Here is a 24,335-nt window from a genome sequence, read left to right as displayed (position 1 = left end):
TACGGCCGCGAACAGGGCGGGCGGGCCTGCCGCCGCGGCCAACGGGTGGCACAGGAAGCCCGCCCTGTGGTGACCGCACCGCCCGCTCGCCCTGTGCTGTGCCCGCTCGGCGGCTCAGGGCACCCGTGCACAGCGCATGCCGGCACATGCGGTGTGCGGAACGTCGGGCGACCGCCGGGAAGAGGAGGCCGGCCGATGTCCGGGTTCGGCGGACGGGGCGCAGTTCTGTGTGTAAACCGCCCGTGCACCCGGGTGTTCGGCGGCTGCACGAGGTCCAGGCCGGGACTCGGCGGCGGGTCGTGACGAGTTCGTGTTCGTGTTCGTATTTCGCGCACGGCACGTCGATCGGCGCCGCCGGAACACGAAGCGCGCGGTGCGGACTTCGTGTTCCGGCGGCGCCGGTTGTTTCATGGGACCTGTCGCTGCGGGCGTCGCGTCGGCGCCGCCCGTGCGGTCAGCAGCTCAGGTTGGAACCCGGGGCGACACCCAGGATCTGCGTGAAGCTCTGGTAGCTGTTGACGCGGCTCTGGACCTGCGCAGGGTTGCGTCCGTCGCACTCCAGGGAGCCGTTGATCGAGCGGATGGTCTCGCCGAAGCCGCGCCCGTTGACGATCGCGTCGTGCGGCGTCATGGTGCCCGGTCCGTTCTGCGTGTTCCAGTACCACAGGCCGGTCCGCCAGGCGATGGACGGGTTCTGCTCGACGAGGTACGGGTTGCGCAGCAGGTCGATCCCCAGGGCGTCGCCCGCCGCCTTGTAGTTGAAGTTCCAGCTCAGCTGGATCGGGCCGCGGCCGTAGTAGGCGGCCTGTCCGGCGGGGCAGCCGTAAGGCTGGGCCGCGTCGCAGTAGTGCGGGTAGTTCGCGGTGTTCTGCTCCACGACGTACCGCAGACCGCCGGTCTCGTGGTTGACGTTGGCGAGGAAGGCCGCGGCCTCCTGTCGTCGGACGGTGTCGCTGCCGGTCTTGGTGAACGCGGGGAAGGCCTTCAGCGCGTCGACCAGACCCGCGTAGGTGTAGAAGCTGTTCCGGTTCGGGAACATCTGGTTGAACTGGCTCTCGGAGACGATGAATCCGGACGGGTCGGGGTCCTGTCCGCCTCCGCCGCCGCAGGCGCCCTGGTCGGCCCAGACGCCCCATTGGCCGGTGGAGCCGGGCGTTTCGCCCTGGGTCCACCACTTGGCCTGGTAGTTGTGACCGCCGTGCGAGACGGTCGCGCCCTGGGTGTAGACCGCGCCTGAGCTCCAGGCCGCGGCGCAGCTCGCGGCTGCCGCGGTGGTCGCGGCGAAGAGGGGGAAGAGCACCGCGAGCAGGGCTGCGGCGAGGAGGGAGGCGACGAGTCGGGGGAAGCGCCTCGCGGAGATCGGCGTGCGTAACACGGCATCACGTCCTCAGTGGGGGGAGAGTGGCCCCGAGCCTTCCGCAATGGTCTGGACCTGTCAAGGTCCAGACCATTGCGGAAAGAGGGTCGCCGCATGCGGTGTCCGCCCGGTGCGCCGCCGGAAGCGGTGACGCGACAGGAGCCCGGCACGTGGGCGACGTCGACGCGGGGCGTGCCGCGGTACGGCCGTCGAGCGCGGACGGCGCCGGTCGCACGCCGGGTGCCGGCGACGCGTACGGTCTCGCGGCGGGCACGGAAACGCACCCGCGTCACGGCGGTTCGGCGCGCGGTCCCCGCCGCGCGGAGCCGTGCAGAGCCGTGCGGAGAAATGCAGAGCCGTGCGGAGCCCGGGCATCCGGCCCCAGGCCCCTCGCCCACGTCCGACGCGCCACCCGCCCACCGGATCGGGGGCGGACACGCACGCACCGGGCCCAGCGGAATGCGCAGGCCGGTTAGCCCGCTGCGGGCACCCCCTCACCTATGACGCCGAGAACCTTGACAACCTTATTGGTCTGGACCAAATTGGGCGGCCCTCGCACCCGCCATCTCCCCCCACACCGGAGGCAGTTGTGGATCGTTCCCGCCGAGACCGCTTCTCCAGACGCCGCCGTTCCGCCCGGCCCCTCGCCCTCGTCGTCACCGCTCTCGCGCTCGCCGCCTCCGGGCTGACCGCCGCCGCCCCCGCCGTCGCAGCCGATGCCGAACTCGCCCGCAACGGCGGCTTCGAGGCCGGGCTCGCCGGCTGGAGCTGCACCGCGGGAGCGGTGGTCACCGCTCCGGTCCGCAGCGGCACCTCCGCCCTGAAGGCCACGCCCGCGGGCAGTGACCATGCCAAATGCGCCCAGACCGTCACGGTCGAACCCAACTCGACGTACACACTCAGCGGTTGGGTGCGCGGCGCGTACGTCTACCTCGGCGCGAGCGGCACCGGCACCACGGACGTGTCCACCTGGACGCAGTCCGCCGACGCCTACAAGCAGCTCAGCACCACCTTCAAGACCGGCGCGAACACCACCCGGGTGCAGATCTACACCCACGGCTGGTACGGAACCCCCGCCTACCACGCCGACGACCTGAGCCTCATCGGCCCCGGCGGCCCCTCGCAGCCGCAGCCGCCCGCCGCCCCGGCCGGGCTCGCGGCGGGCACCGTCACCTCGACCACCGCCGCCCTGAGCTGGTCGGCCTCCGCCGGAGCCACGTCGTACGCGGTCTACCGCGACGGCGTCAGGGCGGCCACCGTCACCGGCACCTCGGCCACCCTCACCGGGCTCGCCCCCGCCACCGCCTACCGTGTCCAGGTCGCCGCTCTCAACGACGACGGCGAATCGGCGAAGTCGGCTGCCGTCACCGTGACCACTCCCCCGGGCGGCGGCGGCCCCGGCCCCGGTGACGGCCTTCCCGCCCACGCGCTGATCGGGTATCTGCACTCGAGCTTCGCCAACGGCTCCGGATACGTGCGGATGGCCGACGTTCCCGCTTCCTGGGACGTCATCAACCTGGCCTTCGGCGAGCCGACTTCCGTGACCAGCGGCGACATCCGGTTCGCGCTGTGCCCGGTCGCCGAGTGCCCGAATGTGGAGTCCGGGGCCGAGTTCAAGGCGGCGATCAAGGCGAAGCAGGCCCAGGGCAAGAAGGTGCTGATCTCCATCGGCGGGCAGAACGGGCAGGTACGGCTCACGACGGCAGCCGCCCGTGACGCCTTCGTCGCGTCCGTCTCGAAGATCATCGACGAGTACGGGCTGAACGGCCTCGACATCGACTTCGAGGGCCACTCGCTCTCCCTGGACACCGCCGACACCGACTTCAAGAACCCGACGACCCCGGTCGTGGTCAACCTCATCTCCGCGGTGAAGGCCCTGAAGGCGAAGTACGGCAAGGACTTCGTCCTGACCATGGCGCCCGAGACGTTCTTCGTGCAGCTGGGCTACCAGTTCTACGGTGTGGGCAAGTGGGGCGGGCAGGACCCCCGGGCGGGCGCCTACCTCCCGGTCATCCACGCGCTGCGCGACGAACTGACCCTGCTGCACGTCCAGGACTACAACTCGGGCCCGATCATGGGCCTGGACAACCAGTACCACTCCATGGGCGGCGCCGACTTCCACATCGCGATGACCGACATGCTGCTCACCGGCTTTCCCGTCGCGGGCGACGCGAACAACGTGTTCCCGCCGCTGCGCCCCAAGCAGGTCGCCATCGGGATGCCGGCCTCCACGCAGGCCGGAAACGGGTGGGTGTCCTCCGCCGAGGTCAACAAGGCGCTGGACTGCCTGACGAAGAGGACCAACTGCGGCAGCTACGCGACCCACGGCACCTGGCCGTCCCTGCGGGGCCTGATGACCTGGTCGATCAACTGGGACCGCTTCAACAACCAGGAGTTCAGCCGCAACTTCGACGCGTACTTCGGGAGCTGACGGGGAGCGCTCCGCGCGGGTGTGGCTCCTCACGCCCGCGCGGAGCGCACCCCTGCGCAGGCAGGACTTCACGGGTGATACCGATGCCGGTGCCGGTGCCCGGGAGAGGCCATAGATCCGTCAACGCCGTGCGGACGGTCCGGTGGCAGCGACGGGGGCTCCCACCTGAGCGTGCACCTCACCGGCCACCAGGAGCACGCCCTGGTGCTCGTCCTCAGCAGCGGCCCCGACGCCGAACGCCCCGATACGGACTTCCTGCTGCATGCCGTCGCAGCCCAGGGCGCAGCGGACCGCAGAACGGAATCCCCTGCGGACGGCCGCCGCCGGTGGGCATCCCTTCCCCTTACGCCTCCACCACTCACGCGGCTCCCCCGTCACCGCAGAACGGGCGAGCTGAAGCACAGCGCCGCCGTGTCCGCCCCAGGCAGTGTCCGACTCCGCGGCGGGCGGCGCGCGGCTCCAGGGCCTCGCGACATCCGGAGGAGTCGTCGGCCGTTCGTCTGCTCCAGCAGCTTCGCCACCCGGCCGGACGTGTCGTCTCCGGCTGTGATGGGGGTGCCGTCCTCGGTCGCCGCCACGACGGCGGCCCGGGGCGTCGCCGGCGGACGACGCGACCCGGGCCCCGACCCCTGGGCGCGCAAGCCATCTGGCACGCCCGAAAGAGTGACCCGCGGTGGCACAGAACCGCGAACGGGTACCGGCAAGGTGAACCCTTTCCCTGACGCGGAGGCTCCGCCATGTCCACGCAAGACACTCCGAAGTACACCGTCCCCGGGCTCTCGACGGACGAGGCCCGCTCGCTCATCGGCCTTCTGCAGATGCGCCTGCACGCGCTCAACGACCTGCACCTCACGCTCAAGCACATCCACTGGAATGTGGTGGGCCCGCACTTCATCGCGGTGCACGAGATGCTGGACCCGCAGGTCGACCGCGTACGGGAGATGGCCGACGACGTGGCCGAACGCCTCGCCACACTGGGCGGCGTCGCCCAAGGCACCCCTGGCGCCCTGGTCGAGGCGCGCGCCTGGCAGGACTACAGCGTGGGCCGCGCCGACGCCATCGCGCACCTGGGCGCACTGGACCTCGTCTACACCGGGGTCATCGAGAGCGTCCGGCAAGCGGTGGCTCAGGCAGGAGAGACCGACCCGGCGACAGAGGACCTGCTGATCGAACAACTGCGAGACCTGGAGCAGTACCAGTGGTTCGTCCGCGCCCACCTGGAGACGGCGGGCGGAAGCCTGAGCACAGCAGGCGCCACGTCAGAGACCGAGGCCGCGCAGGCAGCCGAGCAGTGACCCGTCCTCCTGGTGGCACGCCGGGCGACGGAAAGCGCGGCCGATGACGCCCTCGTCATTCGAGGCGCGCCGTCTCCCGGACGCAGCGGTCGCCGCGCCTCCTGTTCCCCGCCGTCGTGGCCCGTACCACCCGGCGTGAACTCGCAAGGGTGCCGACCGGAGCGTTCACAGGCAGCGTGGCGCCGCTGGACGCCGGTGGACGAGCCGGCTTGAGGTTCCGTGGTTACTAAAGGGGCCAACACACAGCCTCCACCGTGACCGGCCTTCGCTGCGGCCCGGGCCTGCCCTCAGCGGGCATGCCTTCCCGTCCCACGTCATCACTCCCTCCGAACCGGTCCGGATCGACACCACTTCGACGGCAGGTCTCTCCGGAACCTTCTCTGACGGCGGGAAGCAGCACCTGATCGGCACGGATCAGCACCGGGTGCGCCCTCCCGAACTTGCGCATCGCGACGCCAGGAGGGCGACCGTGACCTGCACTGCGCCGAAGGCACAAGACTCAGAGGTGACAGAGGGCGTCCTGGCGGAGATGGGACTCCGCCAGGACGCCCTGCTCGCGCCTCGGATCAGAGATCACTGATGCAGCGCAGGCACGGCCCGGCGGCCCGCCGCCCTCACGAGCGGCGGGCCGCTGCGCCCCCCTTGCGCTGATGACCGTGGGCTGCCGCGTTCCGGATCTCCTCGGTGGCCGCACGGAATGCAGGGGCTGCGTGAGCGAAGTAGTCGAAGAGAACAGCGCGTTGGTCCGGTGTGTACAGGTCGAGAACCTCAGCGATCTGGCGGCGGGCAGGCCCGACCACCTTCTCGATCCGGTCGAGGGAGTCGGCCACCGGCTCGACGACGACCTTGCGTCGATCGTCAGGATCGGCAGCCCGGCGGACGAATCCGGCTCGCTCCAGGCGGTCGATCAGGCGAGTGGTCGCCCCGGTGGTGAGACCGGTGCGGGCGGCCAGTTCTCCCGAGGTGAGCGTGCCTTCCAAAGTGATCTGGCTGAGCGCGTACCACTCGGAGGCACTGAGCCCCACCGCTTCCGCCCCAGCCATGCCGTGGAGTCCCACAGCGTCGAGGTACTGACGGAAGACCACGTGCTCATCCGTCGGCGTCGGATCCGCCATGTCCCCAAGTACCCCCTTGCGCAAATAGTTGCACGTGTGCAGATACTGCCTAGCCGCAATGTCTGCATCATTGTAACTACCGGGAGGATTCCATGCCCACCACGGACGACCGGAATGCCGTCACCACGGTGATCGCCTCACTCGTCGACGCCTGGCGACGTCATGACGCCGACACGTACGGCGCGCAGTTCACGCAGGACGCCGGCTACGTCACCTTCGTCGGCACGTACTACCAGGGCCGCCGCGACATCATCGAGAGCCACCGCACGCTGTTCGCCACATATCTCAAGGGCACACAGCTCGCCGACGAGATCCTGGACATCCGCTTCTACGGTCCGGACACCGCCGTGGTCACCGGCCGCGGCGACAGCTACAAGGGCGCCAGGCCGAAGAAACTGACCAAGGTCCAGAGCTACACCCTGGTCCGGGAGGCGGACGGCCAGTGGCGCATCGCCGCCTTCCACAACACCAAGCGCAAGCCGCTCATGGAGGCCATCTCCTTCAAGATCGCACCCGCTCTCGTCCCGGCATCCCGGAAGTGACCGGCCCGTGCACGCCGATCACGTCGGCCACGGTGCTGGCGTCGCCGGGTTGCGAGGGGGCGGCCGCGCCAAGCGCCTCACCCGGACGCGCCCGTCGGCGGACTGGGGGCCGCCAGGCCAGGACGGGCGTGTCGGGGCAGCGCGTTGACCGCCCCCCGTGGAGGAATCTCGTCGGGAGGGACAGTGCCCGAGCACTGGGGCCTGTATAGGAAGTGGCTGGTTGTGACTCTGCGGCCTGTGTTTCCATGCCCGAGTGAACATCGAGAGCTCCGGGGCACCGGATGGGAGGCCGAGCCGCTGGGTCCGGCGGAGGGCCGATGGCGACGTTGAGGAGTGCGTGCGGGTCCTCGCGGAGGTCCATGCGCGCGACGGCTATCCGGTGAACTGGCCGGATCAGCCCGGCGAGTGGCTGTCACGCGGTCCCCTGCTGGGCTCCTGGGTCGCCGAACTCGAAGGCGGCCTGGTCGGGCATGTCAGTTTGTCGCAAGGCGGCGAAGACGATGTGGCCCCGACGTTGTGGAGCGAGCGGAACGGGGCGACGCGACGTATGACCGCCGTGGTCAGCAGGCTGTTCGTTGCCCCGCAGGCGAGGGGACACCGGATCGGTGCGCTGCTGATCGGCCGAGCAGTGGAGGAAGCGCGGCGTCGGGGCCTGCATCCGGTGCTCGACGTCGTCGCATCCGATACCGCGGCGGCAGCCCTGTACGAGCGGCTGGGCTGGGAGCTGATGGCCACGGTCGAGCAGCAGTGGAGCCCGCACCGGACGGTGGCCATCCGCTGTTACGCAGCGCCCTCGTGACGTGGTCGGTCATGGCCACTCGTCGATGGCCGCGACGAGGACGGCCGCCTCGTAGCGGATCGCGAGTGTGTCGTATCTGGTGGCCACGGCGCGGTTTCTTTTGAGGCGATTGATGCCGCACTCGACTGCGTGCCGGGCCTTGTAGTCCTCGGGATCGGATTTCGGCGGCCGGCCGCCGCGCGAGCCGCGCTTCTTGCGGTTGCGGGCCTGATCGGTCCTGTCCGGGATGGTGCAGCGGATGCCGCACCGCCGCAGGTAGGCGCGGTTCTTGCGGGAGGCGTACGCCTTGTCGGCGCGCACCCGCCGCGGCCTGGTGCGCGGCCCGCCCGGCCCCGGTCGGGGTACCCGGACCCGGCCCAGGACGGCCTTGAACTGCGGGGAGTCCCCGCGCCGCCTGGCGGTGACCAGGAGGGACATGGGCCTCTGCCCCTGCTTGACCGCCAGGGGCAGTTTGGTGACCAGGTCGCCGCGCGAGCGCCTCAGTCCGTGGTCATCGGGCTCGACGACGACGCCGGGCGGCTCCTTCTGCAGGTCCCCTTTTCCTGGCTCCGGCGGCGCGCTGGTGGGCTTGGCAGACCGTGGAGTCGACGTTGAGGTCCCACGTGATCAGGTCCTCGGCGTCGGCGTCGGCGTCGGCGTGGGCCTGGAGCTGGGTGAAGATGCGCTGCCAGGTACCGTTGCGCTGCCAGCGGCGGAACAGGTCATACGCCCGGCCCCACGGCCCGTGCTGTTCGGGCATGTCCCGCCACGGGATGCCGGTGCGGACCCGGAAGCGTATGCCGTCGGTCATCTGCCGCCGGGTCCATGTCGGTGGTCGGCCGGGCTTCTTGCCCTTCGGCAACAGCGGCACGAGCACCGCCCATTGCTCGTCTGTCAGGTCTCCACGCGCCACGAACCAGGATCACCCCATGCGCAAGATCTACTTTCGATACACGCCCTGGGTCCGTCAGAAGTCCCCGGCGCCTGTCTCCGGGGACTTCTGGGATCGAGCGGCTGAGACCGTCGGAGCGCGGCGGGTGCAGGAGCGCTCGGCGTGTGGTGGGCGGGCGGGTGGGGTGTTCGGGTGTACGTATGGTGTCGGCGAGAAGGCAGCGGACGCGAAGGGAGAAGCCGGGGCCCAGCAGGGGGAGTTCGCCGCGGGTCGGCGTCGTGTCCTCGTACCGCAGCCTCAATGGCCACCGTTCGGGCCAGTAGTGCCGTCGCATCCGGGGCCCTCCACCCGCGGAGGAATCATTCGTCCGAGACGTGGATCAGGATCTTGCCGTGCACATGTCCCGTCCGACTGAGCTCGAAGGCGTCCGCGAGCCGTGCCAGCGGGAAGGTCTCGGCGACCGGAACCCGCAGCTTCCCCCGGTCCGCCAGGTCCGCCAGAGCACGGAGTCCCGCTGCGTCCGGGCGCGCCCAGATCCACTGTCCGCCCGCGTCCGTGACGTCCGGGTCGGCGATCGACGCGTGCCGACCGCCCTCGCGGAGCACCGCGCGCGTGGTGTCCAGCACCCCTCCGACGTAGTCGACGACCACGTCCACCCCGTCCGGTGCGAGCGCCCTGACCCGGTCGGTCACCCCGTCCCCGTAACTGACCGGTTCGGCCCCGAGCTCCCGCAGCCGGTCGTGGTTGGTCTCGGACGCCGTGGCGATGACCCGGGCGCCCAGGGCCCGGGCGATCTGCACACCGAACGTGCCGACGCCGCCGGCCGCTCCGTGAATCAGCACCGTGTCGCCGCTGCCCGTGTCCAGACGGGTCAGGGTCTGGTACGCGGTCAGCCCGGCCAGCGGCACTCCGGCCGCCTCGCCCCAGCTCAGAGACGACGGCTTGGCCGCCAGAGCACGCACCGGGACGGTCACGAACTCCGCGAACGTCCCGCCGTGCACGAAGTCCTTGCGCGCGTACGAGAAGACCTCGTCCCCCGCCGCGAACTCGGGGACGTCGATGCCCACCCGCTCCACGACCCCGGACACGTCCCAGCCGGGGATCACCGGGAAGACCGTCTCCATCATGGCGTCGAGCCCGCCCGCCATCACCTTCCAGTCGACGGGGTTCACCGCGGCGTACCGCACCCGTACGAGGACTTCACCGGGGCCCGCCTTCGGCACCGGCTGGTCGGTCAGCGACAGGACTCCGCTGTCCCCGTACTTCTCGTACGTCATGGCCTTCATGGTGGCCGGTGCGCTCTGTTCGTTGCTCATGCTTCTCTCCGGATGTGTGGGGGGGGGGTGGGGGGTTCTGCGATCACCGCGCGGTCGGGCGCGGGCCCGCACCGCATGGATGGTCAGGGTCTGTCTGCATGTGCCTCCTCCAGGCGCGGGTGGGGGCACGGGTGCCTGCGCGCGTCCCGTCAGGCGCGGGCCTGCTCCATGGTCGACCGCACCACCTTCGGGTCCAGAGCGGCTCGAACGAGCGCTGCCGCGAGGACGCCGGGATCCACGTCGCCCGCCAGCCGCAGCAGCTCGTCCGGACTGCCCGGCAGGTCGAGATCCGCGGCCCCCTGGAGCGCCTTGCCCCCGAAGTACGGAGCGGTTTCGGGCCATACCCCCTGAACCTCGCGTACGAAGATGTCGCTGCCCGCCGGACCGATCCCCGGCACCTTCCGAAGCCGCCGGTGCACTTCGGCGACATCGCCCCGCGCCTGGTCACGCAGTCGGCGCAGGTCGCCCCGGTACTCCTGGACGACGAGCCGCGCACCGTCACCGAGCTGGGTCGAGGTCCGCTCGTCGTAGCGGCGGTAGCCGCCTCGGCCGAGCGCGTTCACCCGCTGCTGCCAGGTGGCGTCCGCCATCCGAAGCGGGGTGCGCAGGCCCGCCCCGAACAGCTCCCGGGCGGCGTCGACGGCCACGGAACTGCGGATGCGGGCACTCAACAGGACCGAAAGGACCAGGAGTTGGTACAGCGGCTGCGGCGTGTCGCGCAACCGGATGCCCGCTTCGGCGGCGTAGGTGCGTCCGTGTCCGTCGAGCAGTGCGCGTACGACGGCACGCTGCCCGGACTCGGAGGTGTCTGTCATGACGCGCTCTCCTTCGCTGTGCGGGGTGGGTACGGGTGCCGCCCTTCCGGGCGGCGTGTCCCCGTATCGGCGGAGACGACGCAAGGCCCTCCACCGGCCCGCCGGTGCGGCGTGCGCCGCGCCCGGTGCTGCGGGTGCCGGGCAGCGGGGAGGCAGTCAGCGTTTCCGGGTGGGCCAGGCAGGGTCGTCCGCCGGTGGCAGGCCCTCGCCCTCCACCACGTGGACCGCCGCCCCGGCAGGACTCCTCGCCGTGGTCGGGCTTCGACTCCCTTCCTCCCATGGTTCCCTTTCGCGCTGTTTCGTACGTAAAGATCCCTTCCTGAAACTCCATGTGTCCCGGAGGCCGAGGGTTCACACCTGCCAATGACGGCCGGCCGCCCCGGCAGTCGAACAGCCGTATCGGAACAAACCCGAACACCTCCACCCCGTAAGCCACGCCGATAATCGGACTAATACGACACCGGGAAGGCATCCGTGCGATGGGATGGAGGCGTTCTGCCCCACTTCACAGGAGGAATACATGCGTCGCATTGCCTTCGTCCTCGCCGGCGTCACCGCTGCCGGCTTCCTGGCCGTCACGCCCGCGGTCGCCGATGACGGCGACGACCTGGCCGTGAGCCAGTCCCACGCCTCTGGCAACCGCTTCGAGCAGGAGCGCGAGGACGGCTACGAGCACTACAACATCGGTGGCCCCCACGGCCTCACCGCTGAGACCGGCGGCGAGATGGAGACCAGCGGCGAGAGCTTCGACCTCTCCCACACCACGGTCAACGCGGACTGATCTCCGCACGTCGGCGAAGGCCCGCACATCGCTTCAGCAGCGATGCGCGGGCCTTCGGCCTTGCGCGGAGCCCGGACCTCCGACGGACGAGCGGTCACCGCACAGCTCACGGACGAGCGGTCGTCGTACGGCTGGCGGTCGAGCGGTCGCCGTCCGGCTCGCGGACGGGCACTCGCCGCACAGCTCCACGGTCGGTGCACCGACGCTCCCGTAACCGCGTCGCGGGGCTGCCGTGACAGCCCGGGGACGCCCGGGCGGTCCCCCGGCGGCCAGGACGCGCCCGTCAGGCGAGCGGTACGCGGACGGGGCGGACGGGAAGATGCGCACCCGGCGGCCGGACTCCGCCGCCACCGCGGACTCGCGCCCGCGCGGAAGGAGCCAAGGAGCGGCGGGAAAGAGGGCAGTGCCAGAAGGGGGACAGGGCCGGCGGTGCATCGGCGCTCGGCCCCTGTGGGGGGCTTCTCCCCCCGGACAGTTCGGTGGCTAGCCTCACCGCGCCGCGCCCCCCGCCCGGGCCAAGATCGTTGCACCGCCCCGGCGGACCACCGAACTGAGGAGACATCAGGATGACCGTGCACAGCCAGGCGATCGGCCGACGGGGGCTGCTGGCCGCGACGACCGCGCTCGCCGCCACCGCCGTACTGGCCCCGGCGGCCTTCGCGGCGCCCGCCGCTGGCCGGCCGCCGCTCTCCCCCGCCGCCCCGGCGGCGAAGAGCGGACGGGCCGCCGCGATCCGGGCGCTGGAGCGCGCCGCGCACCCCCTGAGGTCGACAGATCCGGCGGGGCGCACCGGCGACCTGCGGGCACTGGGCGCGATGATCGGCAACGCGAAGGTGGTCGGTCTCGGCGAGGCCACTCATGGTTCACACGAGTTCTTCACGATGAAGGAACGGGTCTTCCGCCACCTCGTCGAGGAGAAGGGCTTCACGACCTTCGCCCTGGAGATGAGCTGGACGGCCGGGCTGCGGATCGACGAGTTCCTCCAGGGCGGGGCCGGCGACGCCCGGCTCGTGGCCAAGGAGGCCCTGGCCGGGTCTCCGTGGGAGCGTGAGGAGTTCGTCAGCCTGCTCACCTGGATGCGTCGGCACAACGACCGGCACCCCCGCCGCCGCGTCCACTTCATGGGCAACGACGTCGGGGCGCCCAAGCTCGGCGACGCGGTCTTCGAGAGGGTCGTCTCCTACGTACGCGCGCACCGCCTCCAGGACCTCGCCCGTCTCGAAGCGCTGTACGCGCAGCTACGTCCCTTGGACGACGTCTTCGCCTATCTGCGCAGGCCGCTGGCGGAACGGCGGCGCAACGCCGTCACCGCCCGGCAGGCGTTCGACCTGGTCGTCGCGGCCAAGGGCGGGGGCCGGGGCGCGAACGGCGACGGCGGCGAGGCCCACGAGTGGGCCGAGCAGCACGCCCGTAACATCCACCAGACCTTCGTCTTCGCCTCCCTCGACCTGTCCGACCCGCGGTCGGTCTCCGAGGCGGAGCACTTCCGCGACCAGGCCATGGCCGCGAACACCGTCTGGTGGCACCGCCGCACCGGCGACAAGATGCTGCTGTCGGCGCACAACGGGCACGTGGGCTATCTGTCCACCGACCCGGTGATGTACCCCACCACGCAGGGCGTCTACCTGCGCGAGGCCCTCGGCGACGGTTACGCCGCCATCGGCTTCACGTTCGCGCAGGGGTCCTTCCTCACCGCCACCACGCTGGGCAGCCCCTGGAACAAGGTCACCGTCCCCGCGGCCACCGCCGACATGCAGGAGCACACCCTCGACCGGGTCCACCACCGGAACTACTACGTCGACCTGCGCACCCTCCCGGCGGCGGGGCGCAGTTGGCTGGACACCCCGCGTCCCGTCTACGACGCCGGTTCGTCCTTCAAGAACGACCCGCTTCCCAGCCTCGCCGTCCTGCGGGCCTACGACGTGCTCATCCACCTCCACCGGGTCGGCGCGGCCGTTCCACTCTGATCGCCGGGTCCGCCGGGTCCGCCGCGCCGGCTGCTCCGGGGGCGCCGCCGGACGGCAGGTGCGCGACCAGTCGCGCGCCTGCCGGGCTGTCGCCCACCCGGAGCGTGCCGCCGTGACGTGCGGCGATGTCGCGGGCGAGGGTGAGGCCCAGGCCCGTGCCTCCGGCGTCGCGGGTCCGGGCGCTGTCGAGGCGGGTGAACCGTTCGAAGACGCGCTCGCGGTCGGCGGCCGGAATGCCGGGGCCGTCGTCCAGGACTTCCAGGACGACCGCGCCCGGCGGGCGGGACTCCCGGACGGTGATCGTGACCTCCGCGCGGGCGTGCCGTGCCGCGTTGTCCAGCAGGTTGCGCAGCAGGCGTTCCAGTTGGGCGGGGTCGCCGGGCACCGGGGCGCAGTCGTCCGCCTCCGCCCGCACCCGGGGCCCCGCGGGGTCGAGTGCGCGCTCGGCGACTTGTTCGCGCACCACGTCGGCGAGGTCGACGACGCCCGGGGGCCGCGGGGCCCGGTCCGGGTCCACGGCGAGGTGCAGCAGGTCGGCGGTGAGTAACTGGAGGCGTTGTACGTCGGCCAGGGCACGCCGTGCGGCCGCCGGCCAGTCGGCCCGGTCGGGGTGGGCCAGGGCGACTTCGAGTCCGGTGCGCAGTGCGGCGAGAGGGCTGCGCAGTTCGTGGCTGGCGTCGGCGACGAAGCGTTCCTGCTGCTGGTGGGCCAGTTGGAGGCGGTCGAGGGTGTCGTTGGTGGTGCGGGCCAGGCGGGCGACTTCGTCCCGGGAGGGCGGCACCGGCACGCGGCGGCCGAGCTGGTGTCCGCTGACCCGTGCCAGTTCCCGGCGGATCGCCTCCACGGGGCGCAACGCCCGCCCCGCGGCGCACCAGGCGGCTCCCGCGGTGAGCAGCACGGCCAGCGGGACGAAGAACGCCAGCGTGTCGTCGAGCCGGTCCAGGGTGCGCTGGGTGTCCCACGGAGGTACGTACAGATAGAGCGTGAGCCGGCGCGGCCCGGCCGCGTCCCCCGGTGCGTTCTCCGTCTCCGCCCGGCGGCCCGGTCCGGCCCCGGCCGCCGCGCCGTCCAGTTCCGCGCCCAGGGTGCGGCCCGTGCGGCCCAGCGGGTGCAGCAGGTCCGCCGGTACGCCGTCGACGACCCGGCCCAGCACGGTGTACGAGCGGTACTCGCGCCACTGGGGGTGCGCGCCGGGCCGCAGCGTGGCGGACGTGCGCGTCGTCCAGTCGGCGGAGGCTCCGGCGGGCGCCGGGGGCAGCGGGCGCCAGGCGGGATCCAGGCGGCGCAGCTCGGCGCTGCTGACCACCGGCCGACCGGAGTCCGCCACCACTTCGAACAGGGCGTCGCCGCTCGCCGGCGTCGCCGTCAGCGCGGCCCGGCCGCTTCCCGCCGCGGCCGCCCGGTAGGCGTCGGCCATCCGGTCCAGTTCGGTACGGGTGGAGTCGAGGGCGTTCGCGGTGAGTTGTGCGCGGAGGAACGCGCGGGTGCCCAGCCAGCCGGCGGCGAACACGGACGCGCACAGCAGCGCGGCCGTCAACGCGGTGTGCCACCGGACCGAGACCGGCCACAGCCGTCTCACCGGGAACAGCCGTCGCACGGGCCACGGTCGTCTCCCCCGCCCTGGCGGTGTCACGGGAGCCGCCCGGCTCCGGCGGGGCGCGCACACGTCGCCGTCCTCATCGGCCGTCGCCGCTCACGTCGGCCACCAGCCGGTAGCCGACCCCGCGCACGGTGTCGATGCTGCGGCAGCCGAACGGCGTGTCCACCTTGCGCCGCAGCGCGCTCACGTAGACCTCGACGATGTTGGGATTGCCCCGGTAGGCCAGGTCCCAGGCCTGCCGCAGGATCTCGTCCTTGGTCACCACCCGTCCGTCGTGGCGCAGCAGGCACTCCAGGACCGCGAATTCCTTGGTGGTGAGCGCGATCCGACGGCCCGCCCTGGCGCAGCTCCGGCGCGCGGGGTCCAGGACGAGGTCGCCCGAGCTGAGCGTCGCGGGGGCCCCGGTCGCACCGCGGCGGGCGAGGGCGCGCAGCCGGGCCGTGAGGACGACGTACGAGAACGGTTTGCCGAGGAAGTCGTCGGCTCCCGTGTCGAGTGCCTCGGCCTCGTCGTACTCGCCGTTCTTCGCCGTCAGCATGAGGATCGGCGTGCTCACGCCGCGGGCGCGCAGGGCCGCGCAGACGCGGTAGCCGTTGAGTCCGGGCAGCATGACGTCCAGGACGATCACCTGGTACGGGTGCGCCTGGGCGAGCGCGAGGCCCTCGTGCCCGTCGTGTGCGAGATCCACCGCGTAGCCGTCCGCCTCCAGCCCCCACTGGAGCGATTCGGCAAGCCTCAGTTCGTCCTCGACCACCAGCACACGCATGCGGTCGATCTTCCCAGACCGCGCGAGCGCCGCCTGAAGAAATCTTCAGGGCGCTTCAGGGGCCGCTCAGGAGCCGCCGCCATGCTCGCGGTGCGGTCGTGGACGGCACGGCCCGCGACAGGGACGGTTCAGGGGAGCGGATGTACGACAGCACCACCGGGGGCACCCCCCGGAGCGACAACGGCAAGGACATCGGGTCACGGTACGGCGATGTGCGGGGGGCCGCGCCCGCCGCGGCCGGAAGCGCGGCCCTACCCGCCGGCGGGGCTCCCCGCGCTGTCGCGGTCGGCGTGCGGGACGCGGTGAAGGTCCACGGGAGCGGGGACACCGCGGTACGGGCGCTGGACGGGGTGTCCCTCGACTTCCCGGCGGACCGCTTCACCGTGATCATGGGCCCCTCGGGTTCGGGGAAGTCCACGCTGCTGCACGCTCTCGCCGGGCTGGACACGCTCGACGCGGGCCGGGTCCGGATCGGGTCGACCGAGCTCACCGGCCTGTCGGACGCCGCGCTGACCCGGTTCCGGCGCGAGCGGGTCGGGTTCGTGTTCCAGTCGTTCAACCTGCTGCCCACCATGTCGGCGGAGGACAACATCCTGCTCGGGCTGCACCTGGCCGGCCGCCGCCCGGACCGGGACTGGTTCGACGTGGTGGTCGGGGCGCTGGGGCTCGCGAGCAGGCTCCGGCACCGGCCCGGTGAGCTGTCCGGGGGCCAGCAGCAGCGGGTGGCGTGCGCCCGGGCGCTGGTGGGCAGGCCCCAGGTGGTGTTCGCCGACGAGCCCACCGGCAGTCTGGACTCTCGTTCCGGCGGCGAGGTGCTGACTTTCCTGCGCGACTCGGTCCGCGACCTCGGGCAGACGGTGGTGATGGTGACGCACGACCCCGTCGCCGCGTCCTACGCGGACGCGGGCGTTCTGCTGGCCGACGGCCGGGTGGCCGGCCGGCTGGAGGAGCCCACCGTTCCGAGCGTGCTGGCCGCGCTCGCCGGGGCGGGGGCCTGATGCTGCGCGTCCTGCTGGCCGGGCTGCGGGCGCGGCCGTTGCGGCTGCTGCTGTCGGCGGTCGCCGTCGCCCTGGGGGTGGCGTTCGTCGCCGCCTCACTGGTCCTCTCCGACGCCGCGGGCGCCCGGCTCCGTGCGGCGGTCTCCGTCGAAACCCGGGGGGTCGACGCGTCGGTCCGCGCGACGAGTGGCGTCGCCGCGCTCGACGACGCGCTGCTCGCCCGCGTCCGGCGGGTGCCGGGCGTCGCCGCCGCCGAGGGCCGTGGAGCGGTGAGCGTGCCGCTGCGCGGAGCCGACGGTCTTCCGGAGGACGCCGCGGCGGTCGGCCTGCCCGGCGACCCGGGGCTGCGGCCGTTCGCCCTCCTGTCGGGGCGCTGGCCCGGCGCGCCGGGCGAGGTGGTGAGGGAGCACTCCCGCGCGCACCCGACGGGCCGCCCGGTGACTCTCTTCGGGCAGGACGGGAAGCCGCGTTCTTTCACCGTGGTCGGGACGTTCGGCCGCCCCACGGACTCCGGCATCGGTTCGGAGACCCTGGTGCTGACGCCCCAGGACCTGCGGCGGCTCGGACCCGGGCGGGGCTACGGGGAGATCGTCGTGCGGGCGGCCGCGGGCACCGGTCAGCAGCGACTGGCCGGCACACTGCGGCGGGCGGTGGGCGCGAAGGGCGTCTCGGTGGTGACCGGGCGCGAGGCCGCCTCCCAGTTGCTGTCCTCGACGGCCCCGGACGGCGCCCGCACCGCGGGGTTCCTCACGGCGTTCGCGGTGCTCGCGACGGTGGTGGCGGCCATGGTGATCACCAACTCGTTCAGCATCCTCGTCGCCCAGCGCTCCCGTGAATCGGCGCTGCTGCGCTGTGTGGGGGCGGGCAGGCGTCAGGTGTTCGCCGGGGTGCTCGGCGAGGCCGCGGCGGTGGGCACGGTGGCCTCGGTGGCCGGGCTGTTCACCGGGCTCGGCGTGGCCGGGGCGCTGCAGGCCCTCCTCCAGGACGGCGGGGCCGCCGTTTACACCCCGCTCACCGCGCGGACGGCCCTGACGGCCGTGGGCCTCGGTGTCCTGATGACCGTCGCGGCGGCCGTGCCGCCCGCGTGGGCGGCGACCAGGATCACGCCGATCGAGGCTCTGCGGCCGCCCCGGGAGGGCCCGGCCACGGGCGCCGGGCGGGTCCGCAGGGCGACCGCCCTGCTCCTGTCGGTGGTCGCGGCGGCGGCCGCCGTCCAGGCGGTGCGGGCCGGCTCCGAAGGCACCGGGCCGCAGGGTGCCGCCGTGCTCTGCGTCGTGGCGATGGCGGCCCTGCTCGGGGCGGTGCTCGCCGCGGGCCCCCTGCTGGCCGGTCCGTTCGTACGCGTCCTGGGTGAGGCGGGCGCCCCGCTGCTGGGGCAGCCGGCGAGGCTGGCCGCGCTGAACGCCGCCCAGCACCCCCGGCGCACCGCGGCCAGTGCCGCCGCCCTCACCATCGGCCTCGCCGTGGTCTCCCTCGTCACGACCGTGACGGCGGGCCTGGAGGCGGGCCGCACCCGCGGCCTGGCGGAACAGGTGACCGCCGACTTCACCGTCACCTCCGTGGTTCCCCACCGCCCGCTGCCGGCCGGCCTGCCCGCGGCGCTCGCCGCGCTGCCCGGTGTCGCGTCCGCCGCGCCCCGGCAGTCGTTCTCCGGCGATCTGGGGAAGTACGGGACGTACGGGATGGCGGCGGTGCGCGGCGACGCGCTCGGCACCCTGCTGCGTCCGTCCGTCCTCTCCGGGCGGCTGGACCGGCTCGGCCCCGGCGAGCTCGCCGTGAGCCGCGAACTCGCCGAGGGGACCGGGCTGAAGCCCGGCGACACCGTACGGGCCGGACCGCCGCGCTCCCCGGTGACGCTGCGCGTGGTCGCCGTGTACGAGGCGGTGGCCGCCCCGGGCGCCGACCTCCAGCTCGCCCTGGTCGACCTGAGTCACGTGGCGGCGCTGAGCGTCGGGGGCAGCGCCCCGCACGACCCGAGCGTCCTCGTCGGTCTCACCGCGCAGGCGGACCCGGACGAGGTCCGGCCGCGCCTGGCACGGGCGCTGGCCGCGGCTCCGCTCGCCAGGCTCGACAGCTCCGCCGAGATCGAGGAGCGGCTGACGGAGCCGCTGCGCGCCACCCTGGACCTGCTGTGGGCCCTGACCGCGCTGTCGGTGCTCATCGCCTTCGCCGGGATCGCCAACACCCTCGCGCTGTCCGTCCTGGAACGCACCCGCGAGTCGGCGCTGCTGCGCGCGCTGGGCCTCACCAGGGGCGGCCTGCGTGCCGCTCTCACCGCGGAGGCGGTGTGCGTCGCACTGCTGGGCTCGCTGTGCGGGCTGGCCGTCGGCGTCGGCGCGGCCCAGCTGCTGGCCGAGGTCGCGTCCACCGGCGCCGACCCGGTGGTGTTCACCCTGCCGTGGGAGCGCCTGGGCATCCTGCTGGCCGCCGCGCTGCTCGCCGCACCGCTGGCCGCACTGTCACCGGGCCGGCGCGCGGCACGGGTGCCCTTGACGGAGGGGATGGCGGAGACGTAGGTGCTGCTTCCCGCGCTTGGCCGTGTGCTGGGGGCGGGATGTCCGCCGGGACGGGTCAGGAACGGTGGGCAGGCCGTACACCTAGGCCCCCGAGGCACCGGAGGGGCGGCGCGTCGCCGTACGGGTGCGGGGCAGGAGGCACGCGGCGCCGCCGCCGACGGGCTTCCCCTGCGCGGAGAAACGCATACGCCGCCGCAACATGCTCCCGCCTTCCATGGACGCGCGGACCAGAGCGGTCCGTACGGACGACTGCCCGTGCCGAGGACCGTTGTGCCGAGGACCGTCGGTGCCCGGCCCGGCTTCTCGGCTCCGGGAGTCGATCACGCGAAGGAGAGCGTCGTGCCCTACGAGAACGTCCGTCCGTCGTTGCGGAAAGCCGGTCCGGCCGCCGGTGCGGCCATGTTGCTGCTGTGCCTCACTCCGCTTGCCACGGCCGCTCCGGCGCCTGTTGGCAGCGTGCAGCAGGCGATGGAGGAGCTGGCCGGGGTTCCCGGGGTGGTGGGGGCCGTCGGCGGGGCCTTCGTCGATGGGAGGCCCGTCGGGCAGGGCAGCGCGGGCTCCCGGTTGCTGGACGGGCACGGCGGGAGGATACCCACGAACGCCCGCTACCGAATCTGGTCCCAGACCAAGCACATGGTGGCCACCGTGGTCCTGCAACTGGTGCAGGAGGGCCGGTTGGGCGTGGACGACAAGCTCGGCGGCCTGTTGCCGGCGGTGGTGGAGCAGGATCTGGTGGCACGGGCCGACGAGATCACGGTGCGGCAGTTGCTCCGGCACACCTCCGGGATCCCCGACTGGTACGCCGGCCGGCCGAACCCGGACGGCAGCGAAGGGGAGCCGTCGTTCGACGTGTTCGACTTCTCGACGCCCTACCGGCCACTGGATCTGGTGAGGTGGAGCCGTGGTCGGCCCCGGACCGGGGAGCCGGGCGAGAAGTGGTCCTACTCCAACACCAATTACACCCTGCTCGGTCTGGTCGTCGAGAAGTTGACCGGTCGCCACCTGGCCACCGAGCTGCACACCCGTCTGTTCGGCCCGCTCGGGATGACCAGGACCCGCCTCATGGTCAAACCGCCGGACGGCGTCAAAGGACCGCACGGCCACGGCTACTACCCCGACTCCGACGGCAGGCCGCGTGACGTGGACCGGTACAACGCCGGGCTCGCCGGGGCGGGGGCCGGGGGCGTGGTCTCCACCGCACACGACGTGAGCGTCTTCCACCGGGCGTTCGCACAGGGCAGGCTGCTGCCGCCGGAACTCCGGCGCATCCTGACGGACCCGCTGCCCGGCGCGGCACACCCCCGGGGTGCGGGCCTCCACCGGTGCGGGGAAGACTTCTCCATCGCGGGAGGGCTTGGGCCCGGCTCCCTGGCTATGACCTTCTACTCGGCGGACGGCCGTCGACAGTTCGCGATGTCGTTCACCCTGAGCGTCAAGCCGGGCGACGTGAAGATCGACGCGGGCAGGGCCGTCGAGAGCGTCTTCTGCCCCTCTTCCTCAGCGGCGGCCCCATGACCGTTCACCCGGCGGAACTTTCCGGCTCCGGCCACAGCAGTTCGACCAAGCCGGTTGCCGCAGGCCCGCGGCCTGCGGCCGTTCCCCGCTGCGGCAGGTGCGAGGCTGCGGGGACGAACCAGGCGGGCGACGCGCGTCTCCGTACGTGAACGGCGCGTCTCGCGTTCCTGCGCGCAGCCGACGCCCACGGCCAACTTGCCCGGCTCGGCGGTCGGGAGCTGGAGACGGCGGATGTCGTCGCAATCCGGTGGCGGTCGGCGTCGGGCGGGGCCTATGGTCTCGATCATGCACATGGTCCTCGGCAACTGGCATTCCCCGCGCATCCGTTCGGTGTCCCCGACTCGGCGCTGACCAGCGCGTTCCGTCGGCACCTGGTCATCCGTGCGCTCTTCACCGTTCACCTCAGGACGACGAGGACTCCTTCATGCGCATCACCGCACACCCGACCTTCGTGTTCGTTCCCGGCGGGTCCAGCAACGCCCGTGCCTGAGGGCCGTTGCAGAACGAGCTGGCCCTGCGCGGGTACCGTTCGTACGCCGTCGACCTGCCCGGTCACGGCGACCGTGCCGACCAGCCGGCCGCCTACTACCGGCAGCCGCAGGACATGGCGGCACTGGCCGCCGCCCCCTCCGCGATGCGGGGGATCACCTTGCGGGACAACGTTCGTCACGTGGTGGACGTGCTGCGCCGGCTCGCCCCCTCGGGGCCCCTGGTCCTGGCGGGCAACAGCTTCGGCGGCCTGACCGTCACCGCCGTCGCGAACGCCGTGCCCGAACTCCTCGACCGCGTCGTCCACCTCTCCGCGGTCTGCCTCAGCGATCCGGCGATGATCACCGAGGAGTGGGACGTACTCGACGACAGCCTGCTGGACGCCGCAGCGGCACGCATCAGCGTGCCGGACGCCGCGAACCAGGGGGTAGTACGCCTCAACTGGCGTGCCGCCCACGCCGACCCCGCACTGTTCGCGCAGCTCAAGACCGCCGTCATGGCCGACTCCACCGACCACCAGTTCCGGATGCTGCTCGACTCCATGGACCCGGACGAGAACCACGGGGTGCTGGAGGAGGGCGCGGTGGCCCGGGCCGCGCGATGGGGTGCGGTCCCGCACACCTTCGTACGCCTCAGCGAAGACCTGAGCATCCCCCCGGCCGTCCAGGACCACATGATCCGCAAGGCAGACGAACTGACCCCGGAGAACCCGTTCGACGTCCGCACTCTGGCCACGTCCCACGTCGGATACTTCAGCCGTCCGCACCTCTTCGCGGACCTCTTGGCCGACCTGGTGCGAACCGCGCCGGTATAGGCCGATACAGGTGGGGCAAAGCCCCCGTGCCAGTCGTCCGGGGGTGGCTCAACCGGCCTGATCGTCCCTGGCGGCGCGACGGGGTTCGCAGGTGACGATCAGGCCGCGGGGTCGAGCCGGCTCACCGCACGCCTTTGTCCGGGGGCGGCCGCTCGGCCGCCCCCGGCAGGTCCTGCGGTCCGTGGAGCTCAGCAGCTCCGTACGGAACTGACCTTGTTGGCGATGTGTTCCGGGAGGGGGCCGATCTTTCCGTCCGGGATCGTCGTCAGCTTGTTGACGTAGCCTGCCTCGCTGTAGAGGCACCAGTTGCCGCCGCTGATGTTCTTGACGGAATACACGTTGTCGTTGAGGATTCCGCCACTGATGCCTCCGAGGTTGTAGACCCCGCTCTTGAGCTTGAGATGAGCTCCGGTGCCGTTGCCGTGCTCGTAGATGCAGAAGGCCCAGGGGTCGCAGTCCCAGGCCAGAGCGCCCTTCGCGCTCGGGGCCGCCGGCAGTTGGGCGAGTGCCGGTGCGGGCGACGCGGCGAGAGTGAGGGCGGCCGCCGCGGCGGACACGAGGAGCGCTACGGACTTGGTCTTTCGGAACATGGTGTGGTCTCCGATCATGATCCCGTTTCCGGACGGGGCGATACACACCGAAAGTCGCATCTGACGAAACCCCGTCGAACCCGGTCGAACCCGTTGTTCCGGTTCGCACTCCACACCTTGTCCGGCCCCGGGCACCGGCACTCCAGTCCGGTGTATCCCTTCCGTGCTCGCCCGAGGGCAACCCTTCTGACCAGTTGCGATGCCCGCTGACAGGAAACGTTTCCCACTGCCGCGGCCCGGCCGAGACGGGGCCGGCCCGCGACCCCGGTGCGGCCAGCGCCCTCGCGCGGACCGCCGGCATCTGCTCCGCCCCGCCGGCCGGGGTCGCGCTCACCCGCCGTCCCTTGTCCGCGGCGATCAGCGTTCCGGAGACGGGCTTGCCTTCCCGTCCGGCGTACGTTCTCGGCGGGGAGCGCCACGCCCGGTGCCTTCCGGCGGAGCCGGGGGTCGAACCCGTGGCCCGCCTGGGACGAGATCCATGGACGCTGCGCAATGCGGGCAGTTCACGCGCTCGATCGCCGGACCCTTGTCGTTGCCTGTCGGCCTTCGGGCCTCTGCCTCAGGGCCTGGGACCGCCCGGCAGCGGACGAGGACCTGCTGATACACAGCTGCAACACAGCCGCGCGGCGCCGGAAGCTCAGCCCTGACCGGCTGGAAGCGGTGCGCCCCCAGCCTGGGCAGGTACCCGATGGCCGGTGTACATGTGCTGGCTCTGGGAGGCCGCTGCTGTGCCCACACTTGTGAAGCGTTCTGTCCGTACCGCGTACGCGAGACTCCCGCGCGAGCGTCCGGGTGTGGTCTGGGGCCTGGTGGCTGCGCTGCTGGCCGGCGGGGCCGGCGGCTGGATGGCTCTGCCGGAAGGGGACGGCGGAGGGCGGCTGTCCGCGGTGGTCGCCGGGCTCGATCTGCCGTGGCCCGACGAAGGGCAGGCAGCCCTCGCGGTCGAGCGGGTGGGTGATCTGGGTGCCGTCGGCTCGCGGCGTGCGGTACCGATCGCGAGCCTCACCAAGGTGATGACCGCCTACGTGATCCTGAAGGACCACCCGCTCGGGGACGGGCAGGACGGGCCTCCGGTCGAGGTCGACGGGCAGGCCGCAGCCGAGGCGTACTCGCCGAGCGAGTCCACGGCACCGGTCGTCGAGGGGCAACGGCTCTCCCAGCGCAAGCTTCTGGAACTGATGCTGCTGCCCTCGGCCAACAACGTGGCCCGTCTGCTGGCCCGTTGGGACGCGGGCAGCGAGACGAAGTTCGTGGCGAAGATGAACGCGGCGGCGGCCCGGCTGGGAATGACCGACACGACGTACACCGGGGCGAGCGGCATCGAGGCCACCACCCGGTCGACCGCGGCCGATCAGTTGAAGCTGGCCCGTGAGGCCATGAAGGACCCGGCGCTGCGGGCGACGGTGGCACTGCGCAGCACGGCGGTTCCGGGGCGGGCCGAGCCGGTGCGGAACACCAACGAGCTGCTCGCCCGGCCCGGTGTGGTCGGTCTGAAGACCGGTTCCAGCACTCCTGCGGGCGGCAACCTGGTGTGGGCTGCCGAAGTTCCGGAGGGCGGGAAGCGCCGTCTGGTCTACGGGGTGGTGCTGGGCCAGCGTGCCGGAACCTCGCCCGCCGAGGGGCGTCGTGCCGCGCTGGAGAGCAGTGGCCGGCTTCTCGACGCTCTGCGGGAGAAGCTGCCCGCCGTCCTCGGGCGGCAGGCGTGAGTGCCGCGCTTGGCGAACGTACGTCCGTGGAGTCGGACGCTCCGCCTTCCGG

20 protein-coding genes are annotated in these 24,335 nt (G+C 72.3%); 11 read left to right on the top strand and 9 right to left on the bottom strand.

The features are described 5' to 3' along the window. Positions 1 to 454: 454 nt before the first annotated feature. Positions 455 to 1,360, bottom strand: coding sequence for a glycoside hydrolase family 19 protein (locus ACIP93_RS18975; RefSeq protein ID WP_380837499.1), 906 nt, complete (start codon positions 1,358 to 1,360; stop codon positions 455 to 457). 586 nt (positions 1,361 to 1,946) lie between these two features. Here ACIP93_RS18975 and ACIP93_RS18970 point away from each other — a divergent pair. After that, the gene (locus ACIP93_RS18970) at positions 1,947 to 3,788 is read left to right on the top strand and encodes a chitinase (RefSeq protein WP_401760375.1); all 1,842 of its coding nucleotides are present in this window, start codon (positions 1,947 to 1,949) and stop codon (positions 3,786 to 3,788) included. A gap of 120 nt (positions 3,789 to 3,908) precedes the next feature. Here the strand turns inward: ACIP93_RS18970 and ACIP93_RS18965 are convergent, their stop codons facing one another. Next, a complete protein-coding gene (locus ACIP93_RS18965) occupies positions 3,909 to 4,052 on the bottom strand; it encodes a hypothetical protein (protein WP_401760373.1) in 144 nt (47 codons plus the stop codon). Between the two features lie 473 nt (positions 4,053 to 4,525). Here ACIP93_RS18965 and dps point away from each other — a divergent pair, with 473 nt between their 5' ends. After that, on the top strand, positions 4,526 to 5,083 hold the full coding sequence (dps, locus tag ACIP93_RS18960) for a DNA starvation/stationary phase protection protein Dps (protein ID WP_345219711.1): 558 nt from the start codon (positions 4,526 to 4,528) through the stop codon (positions 5,081 to 5,083). 614 nt (positions 5,084 to 5,697) lie between these two features. On the opposite strand, the gene ACIP93_RS18955 is transcribed toward dps, so the two are convergent. Further along, positions 5,698 to 6,198: a MarR family winged helix-turn-helix transcriptional regulator gene (locus ACIP93_RS18955; protein WP_401760371.1), complete on the bottom strand. Its 501-nt coding sequence runs from the start codon at positions 6,196 to 6,198 to the stop codon at positions 5,698 to 5,700. Between the two features lie 92 nt (positions 6,199 to 6,290). On the opposite strand from ACIP93_RS18955, the gene ACIP93_RS18950 reads away from it, so the two are divergent. Then, on the top strand, positions 6,291 to 6,740 hold the full coding sequence (locus ACIP93_RS18950; RefSeq protein WP_401760368.1) for an SgcJ/EcaC family oxidoreductase: 450 nt from the start codon (positions 6,291 to 6,293) through the stop codon (positions 6,738 to 6,740). A 337-nt stretch (positions 6,741 to 7,077) separates the two neighbouring features. Then, entirely contained in the window at positions 7,078 to 7,539 is a 462-nt protein-coding gene (locus ACIP93_RS18945) for a GNAT family N-acetyltransferase (RefSeq protein ID WP_401760627.1), read from the top strand. A 9-nt stretch (positions 7,540 to 7,548) separates the two neighbouring features. Here the strand turns inward: ACIP93_RS18945 and ACIP93_RS18940 are convergent. The 3 genes from ACIP93_RS18940 to ACIP93_RS18930 all read right to left on the bottom strand — a co-directional run bounded on the left by ACIP93_RS18940 (position 7,549) and on the right by ACIP93_RS18930 (position 10,541). Beyond that, a protein-coding gene (locus ACIP93_RS18940) for an IS5 family transposase (RefSeq protein WP_401760366.1) occupies positions 7,549 to 8,431 on the bottom strand; the annotation gives its coding sequence in 2 pieces (ribosomal slippage) (positions 7,549 to 8,032 and positions 8,031 to 8,431; 885 coding nt in all). A gap of 338 nt (positions 8,432 to 8,769) precedes the next feature. Continuing rightward, a complete protein-coding gene (locus tag ACIP93_RS18935) occupies positions 8,770 to 9,696 on the bottom strand; it encodes an NADP-dependent oxidoreductase (RefSeq protein ID WP_401760625.1) in 927 nt (308 codons plus the stop codon). A gap of 179 nt (positions 9,697 to 9,875) precedes the next feature. Next, positions 9,876 to 10,541, bottom strand: a complete 666-nt coding sequence (locus ACIP93_RS18930; RefSeq protein ID WP_401760363.1) for an endonuclease — start codon at positions 10,539 to 10,541, stop codon at positions 9,876 to 9,878. A gap of 520 nt (positions 10,542 to 11,061) precedes the next feature. On the opposite strand from ACIP93_RS18930, the gene ACIP93_RS18925 reads away from it, so the two are divergent. Beyond that, positions 11,062 to 11,322 carry a hypothetical protein gene (locus tag ACIP93_RS18925; protein ID WP_401760360.1) on the top strand — a complete coding sequence of 87 codons (261 nt, stop codon included), beginning with the start codon at positions 11,062 to 11,064 and terminating at the stop codon, positions 11,320 to 11,322. 566 nt (positions 11,323 to 11,888) lie between these two features. Next, the gene (locus ACIP93_RS18920; protein WP_401760358.1) at positions 11,889 to 13,289 is read left to right on the top strand and encodes an erythromycin esterase family protein; all 1,401 of its coding nucleotides are present in this window, start codon (positions 11,889 to 11,891) and stop codon (positions 13,287 to 13,289) included. On the opposite strand, the gene ACIP93_RS18915 is transcribed toward ACIP93_RS18920, so the two are convergent. Continuing rightward, positions 13,249 to 14,886: a sensor histidine kinase gene (locus ACIP93_RS18915; protein ID WP_401760355.1), complete on the bottom strand. Its 1,638-nt coding sequence runs from the start codon at positions 14,884 to 14,886 to the stop codon at positions 13,249 to 13,251. The two genes, ACIP93_RS18920 and ACIP93_RS18915, sit on opposite strands and share 41 nt — an antisense overlap. Positions 14,887 to 14,965: 79 nt before the next feature. Continuing rightward, a complete protein-coding gene (locus tag ACIP93_RS18910) occupies positions 14,966 to 15,655 on the bottom strand; it encodes a response regulator transcription factor (RefSeq protein WP_345219704.1) in 690 nt (229 codons plus the stop codon). 140 nt (positions 15,656 to 15,795) lie between these two features. Between ACIP93_RS18910 and ACIP93_RS18905 the strand changes: the two genes are divergently transcribed. From ACIP93_RS18905 to ACIP93_RS18890, 4 genes are all read left to right on the top strand, one after another. Next, on the top strand, positions 15,796 to 16,653 hold the full coding sequence (locus tag ACIP93_RS18905; RefSeq protein WP_401760351.1) for an ABC transporter ATP-binding protein: 858 nt from the start codon (positions 15,796 to 15,798) through the stop codon (positions 16,651 to 16,653). Further along, the gene (locus ACIP93_RS18900; RefSeq protein WP_401760348.1) at positions 16,653 to 19,169 is read left to right on the top strand and encodes an FtsX-like permease family protein; all 2,517 of its coding nucleotides are present in this window, start codon (positions 16,653 to 16,655) and stop codon (positions 19,167 to 19,169) included. Before ACIP93_RS18905 ends, ACIP93_RS18900 begins: the two co-directional genes overlap by 1 nt. Before the next feature lie 339 nt (positions 19,170 to 19,508). Further along, complete coding sequence (locus ACIP93_RS18895; RefSeq protein WP_401760345.1) at positions 19,509 to 20,684, top strand: serine hydrolase domain-containing protein; 1,176 nt, start codon at positions 19,509 to 19,511, stop codon at positions 20,682 to 20,684. A gap of 496 nt (positions 20,685 to 21,180) precedes the next feature. Beyond that, positions 21,181 to 21,987, top strand: coding sequence for an alpha/beta hydrolase (locus ACIP93_RS18890; protein ID WP_401760343.1), 807 nt, complete (start codon positions 21,181 to 21,183; stop codon positions 21,985 to 21,987). A gap of 188 nt (positions 21,988 to 22,175) precedes the next feature. Here ACIP93_RS18890 and ACIP93_RS18885 read toward each other — a convergent pair whose 3' ends face one another. Then, complete coding sequence (locus ACIP93_RS18885; protein WP_401760340.1) at positions 22,176 to 22,577, bottom strand: peptidase inhibitor family I36 protein; 402 nt, start codon at positions 22,575 to 22,577, stop codon at positions 22,176 to 22,178. Between the two features lie 728 nt (positions 22,578 to 23,305). Here ACIP93_RS18885 and ACIP93_RS18880 point away from each other — a divergent pair. Continuing rightward, positions 23,306 to 24,283, top strand: coding sequence for a D-alanyl-D-alanine carboxypeptidase family protein (locus ACIP93_RS18880; RefSeq protein WP_401760337.1), 978 nt, complete (start codon positions 23,306 to 23,308; stop codon positions 24,281 to 24,283). Positions 24,284 to 24,335 lie beyond the last annotated feature (52 nt).

This window comes from Streptomyces sp. NPDC088745 (assembly GCF_044751045.1).
In the GTDB taxonomy this organism is placed as follows: Bacteria; Actinomycetota; Actinomycetes; order Streptomycetales; family Streptomycetaceae; genus Streptomyces; species Streptomyces cremeus.
This window is presented reverse-complemented; position numbering and strand designations above follow the sequence as displayed.

Coding starts and splice junctions, on each gene's coding strand:
- ACIP93_RS18935 (WP_401760625.1), bottom strand. CDS start 9,696: ATGAAGGCCATGACGTACGAGAAGTACGGGGACAGCGGAGTCCTGTCG.
- ACIP93_RS18930 (WP_401760363.1), bottom strand. CDS start 10,541: ATGACAGACACCTCCGAGTCCGGGCAGCGTGCCGTCGTACGCGCACTG.
- ACIP93_RS18900 (WP_401760348.1), top strand. CDS start 16,653: ATGCTGCGCGTCCTGCTGGCCGGGCTGCGGGCGCGGCCGTTGCGGCTG.
- ACIP93_RS18955 (WP_401760371.1), bottom strand. CDS start 6,198: ATGGCGGATCCGACGCCGACGGATGAGCACGTGGTCTTCCGTCAGTAC.
- ACIP93_RS18910 (WP_345219704.1), bottom strand. CDS start 15,655: ATGCGTGTGCTGGTGGTCGAGGACGAACTGAGGCTTGCCGAATCGCTC.
- dps (WP_345219711.1), top strand. CDS start 4,526: ATGTCCACGCAAGACACTCCGAAGTACACCGTCCCCGGGCTCTCGACG.
- ACIP93_RS18925 (WP_401760360.1), top strand. CDS start 11,062: ATGCGTCGCATTGCCTTCGTCCTCGCCGGCGTCACCGCTGCCGGCTTC.
- ACIP93_RS18965 (WP_401760373.1), bottom strand. CDS start 4,052: ATGCAGCAGGAAGTCCGTATCGGGGCGTTCGGCGTCGGGGCCGCTGCT.
- ACIP93_RS18885 (WP_401760340.1), bottom strand. CDS start 22,577: ATGTTCCGAAAGACCAAGTCCGTAGCGCTCCTCGTGTCCGCCGCGGCG.
- ACIP93_RS18905 (WP_401760351.1), top strand. CDS start 15,796: ATGTACGACAGCACCACCGGGGGCACCCCCCGGAGCGACAACGGCAAG.
- ACIP93_RS18950 (WP_401760368.1), top strand. CDS start 6,291: ATGCCCACCACGGACGACCGGAATGCCGTCACCACGGTGATCGCCTCA.
- ACIP93_RS18920 (WP_401760358.1), top strand. CDS start 11,889: ATGACCGTGCACAGCCAGGCGATCGGCCGACGGGGGCTGCTGGCCGCG.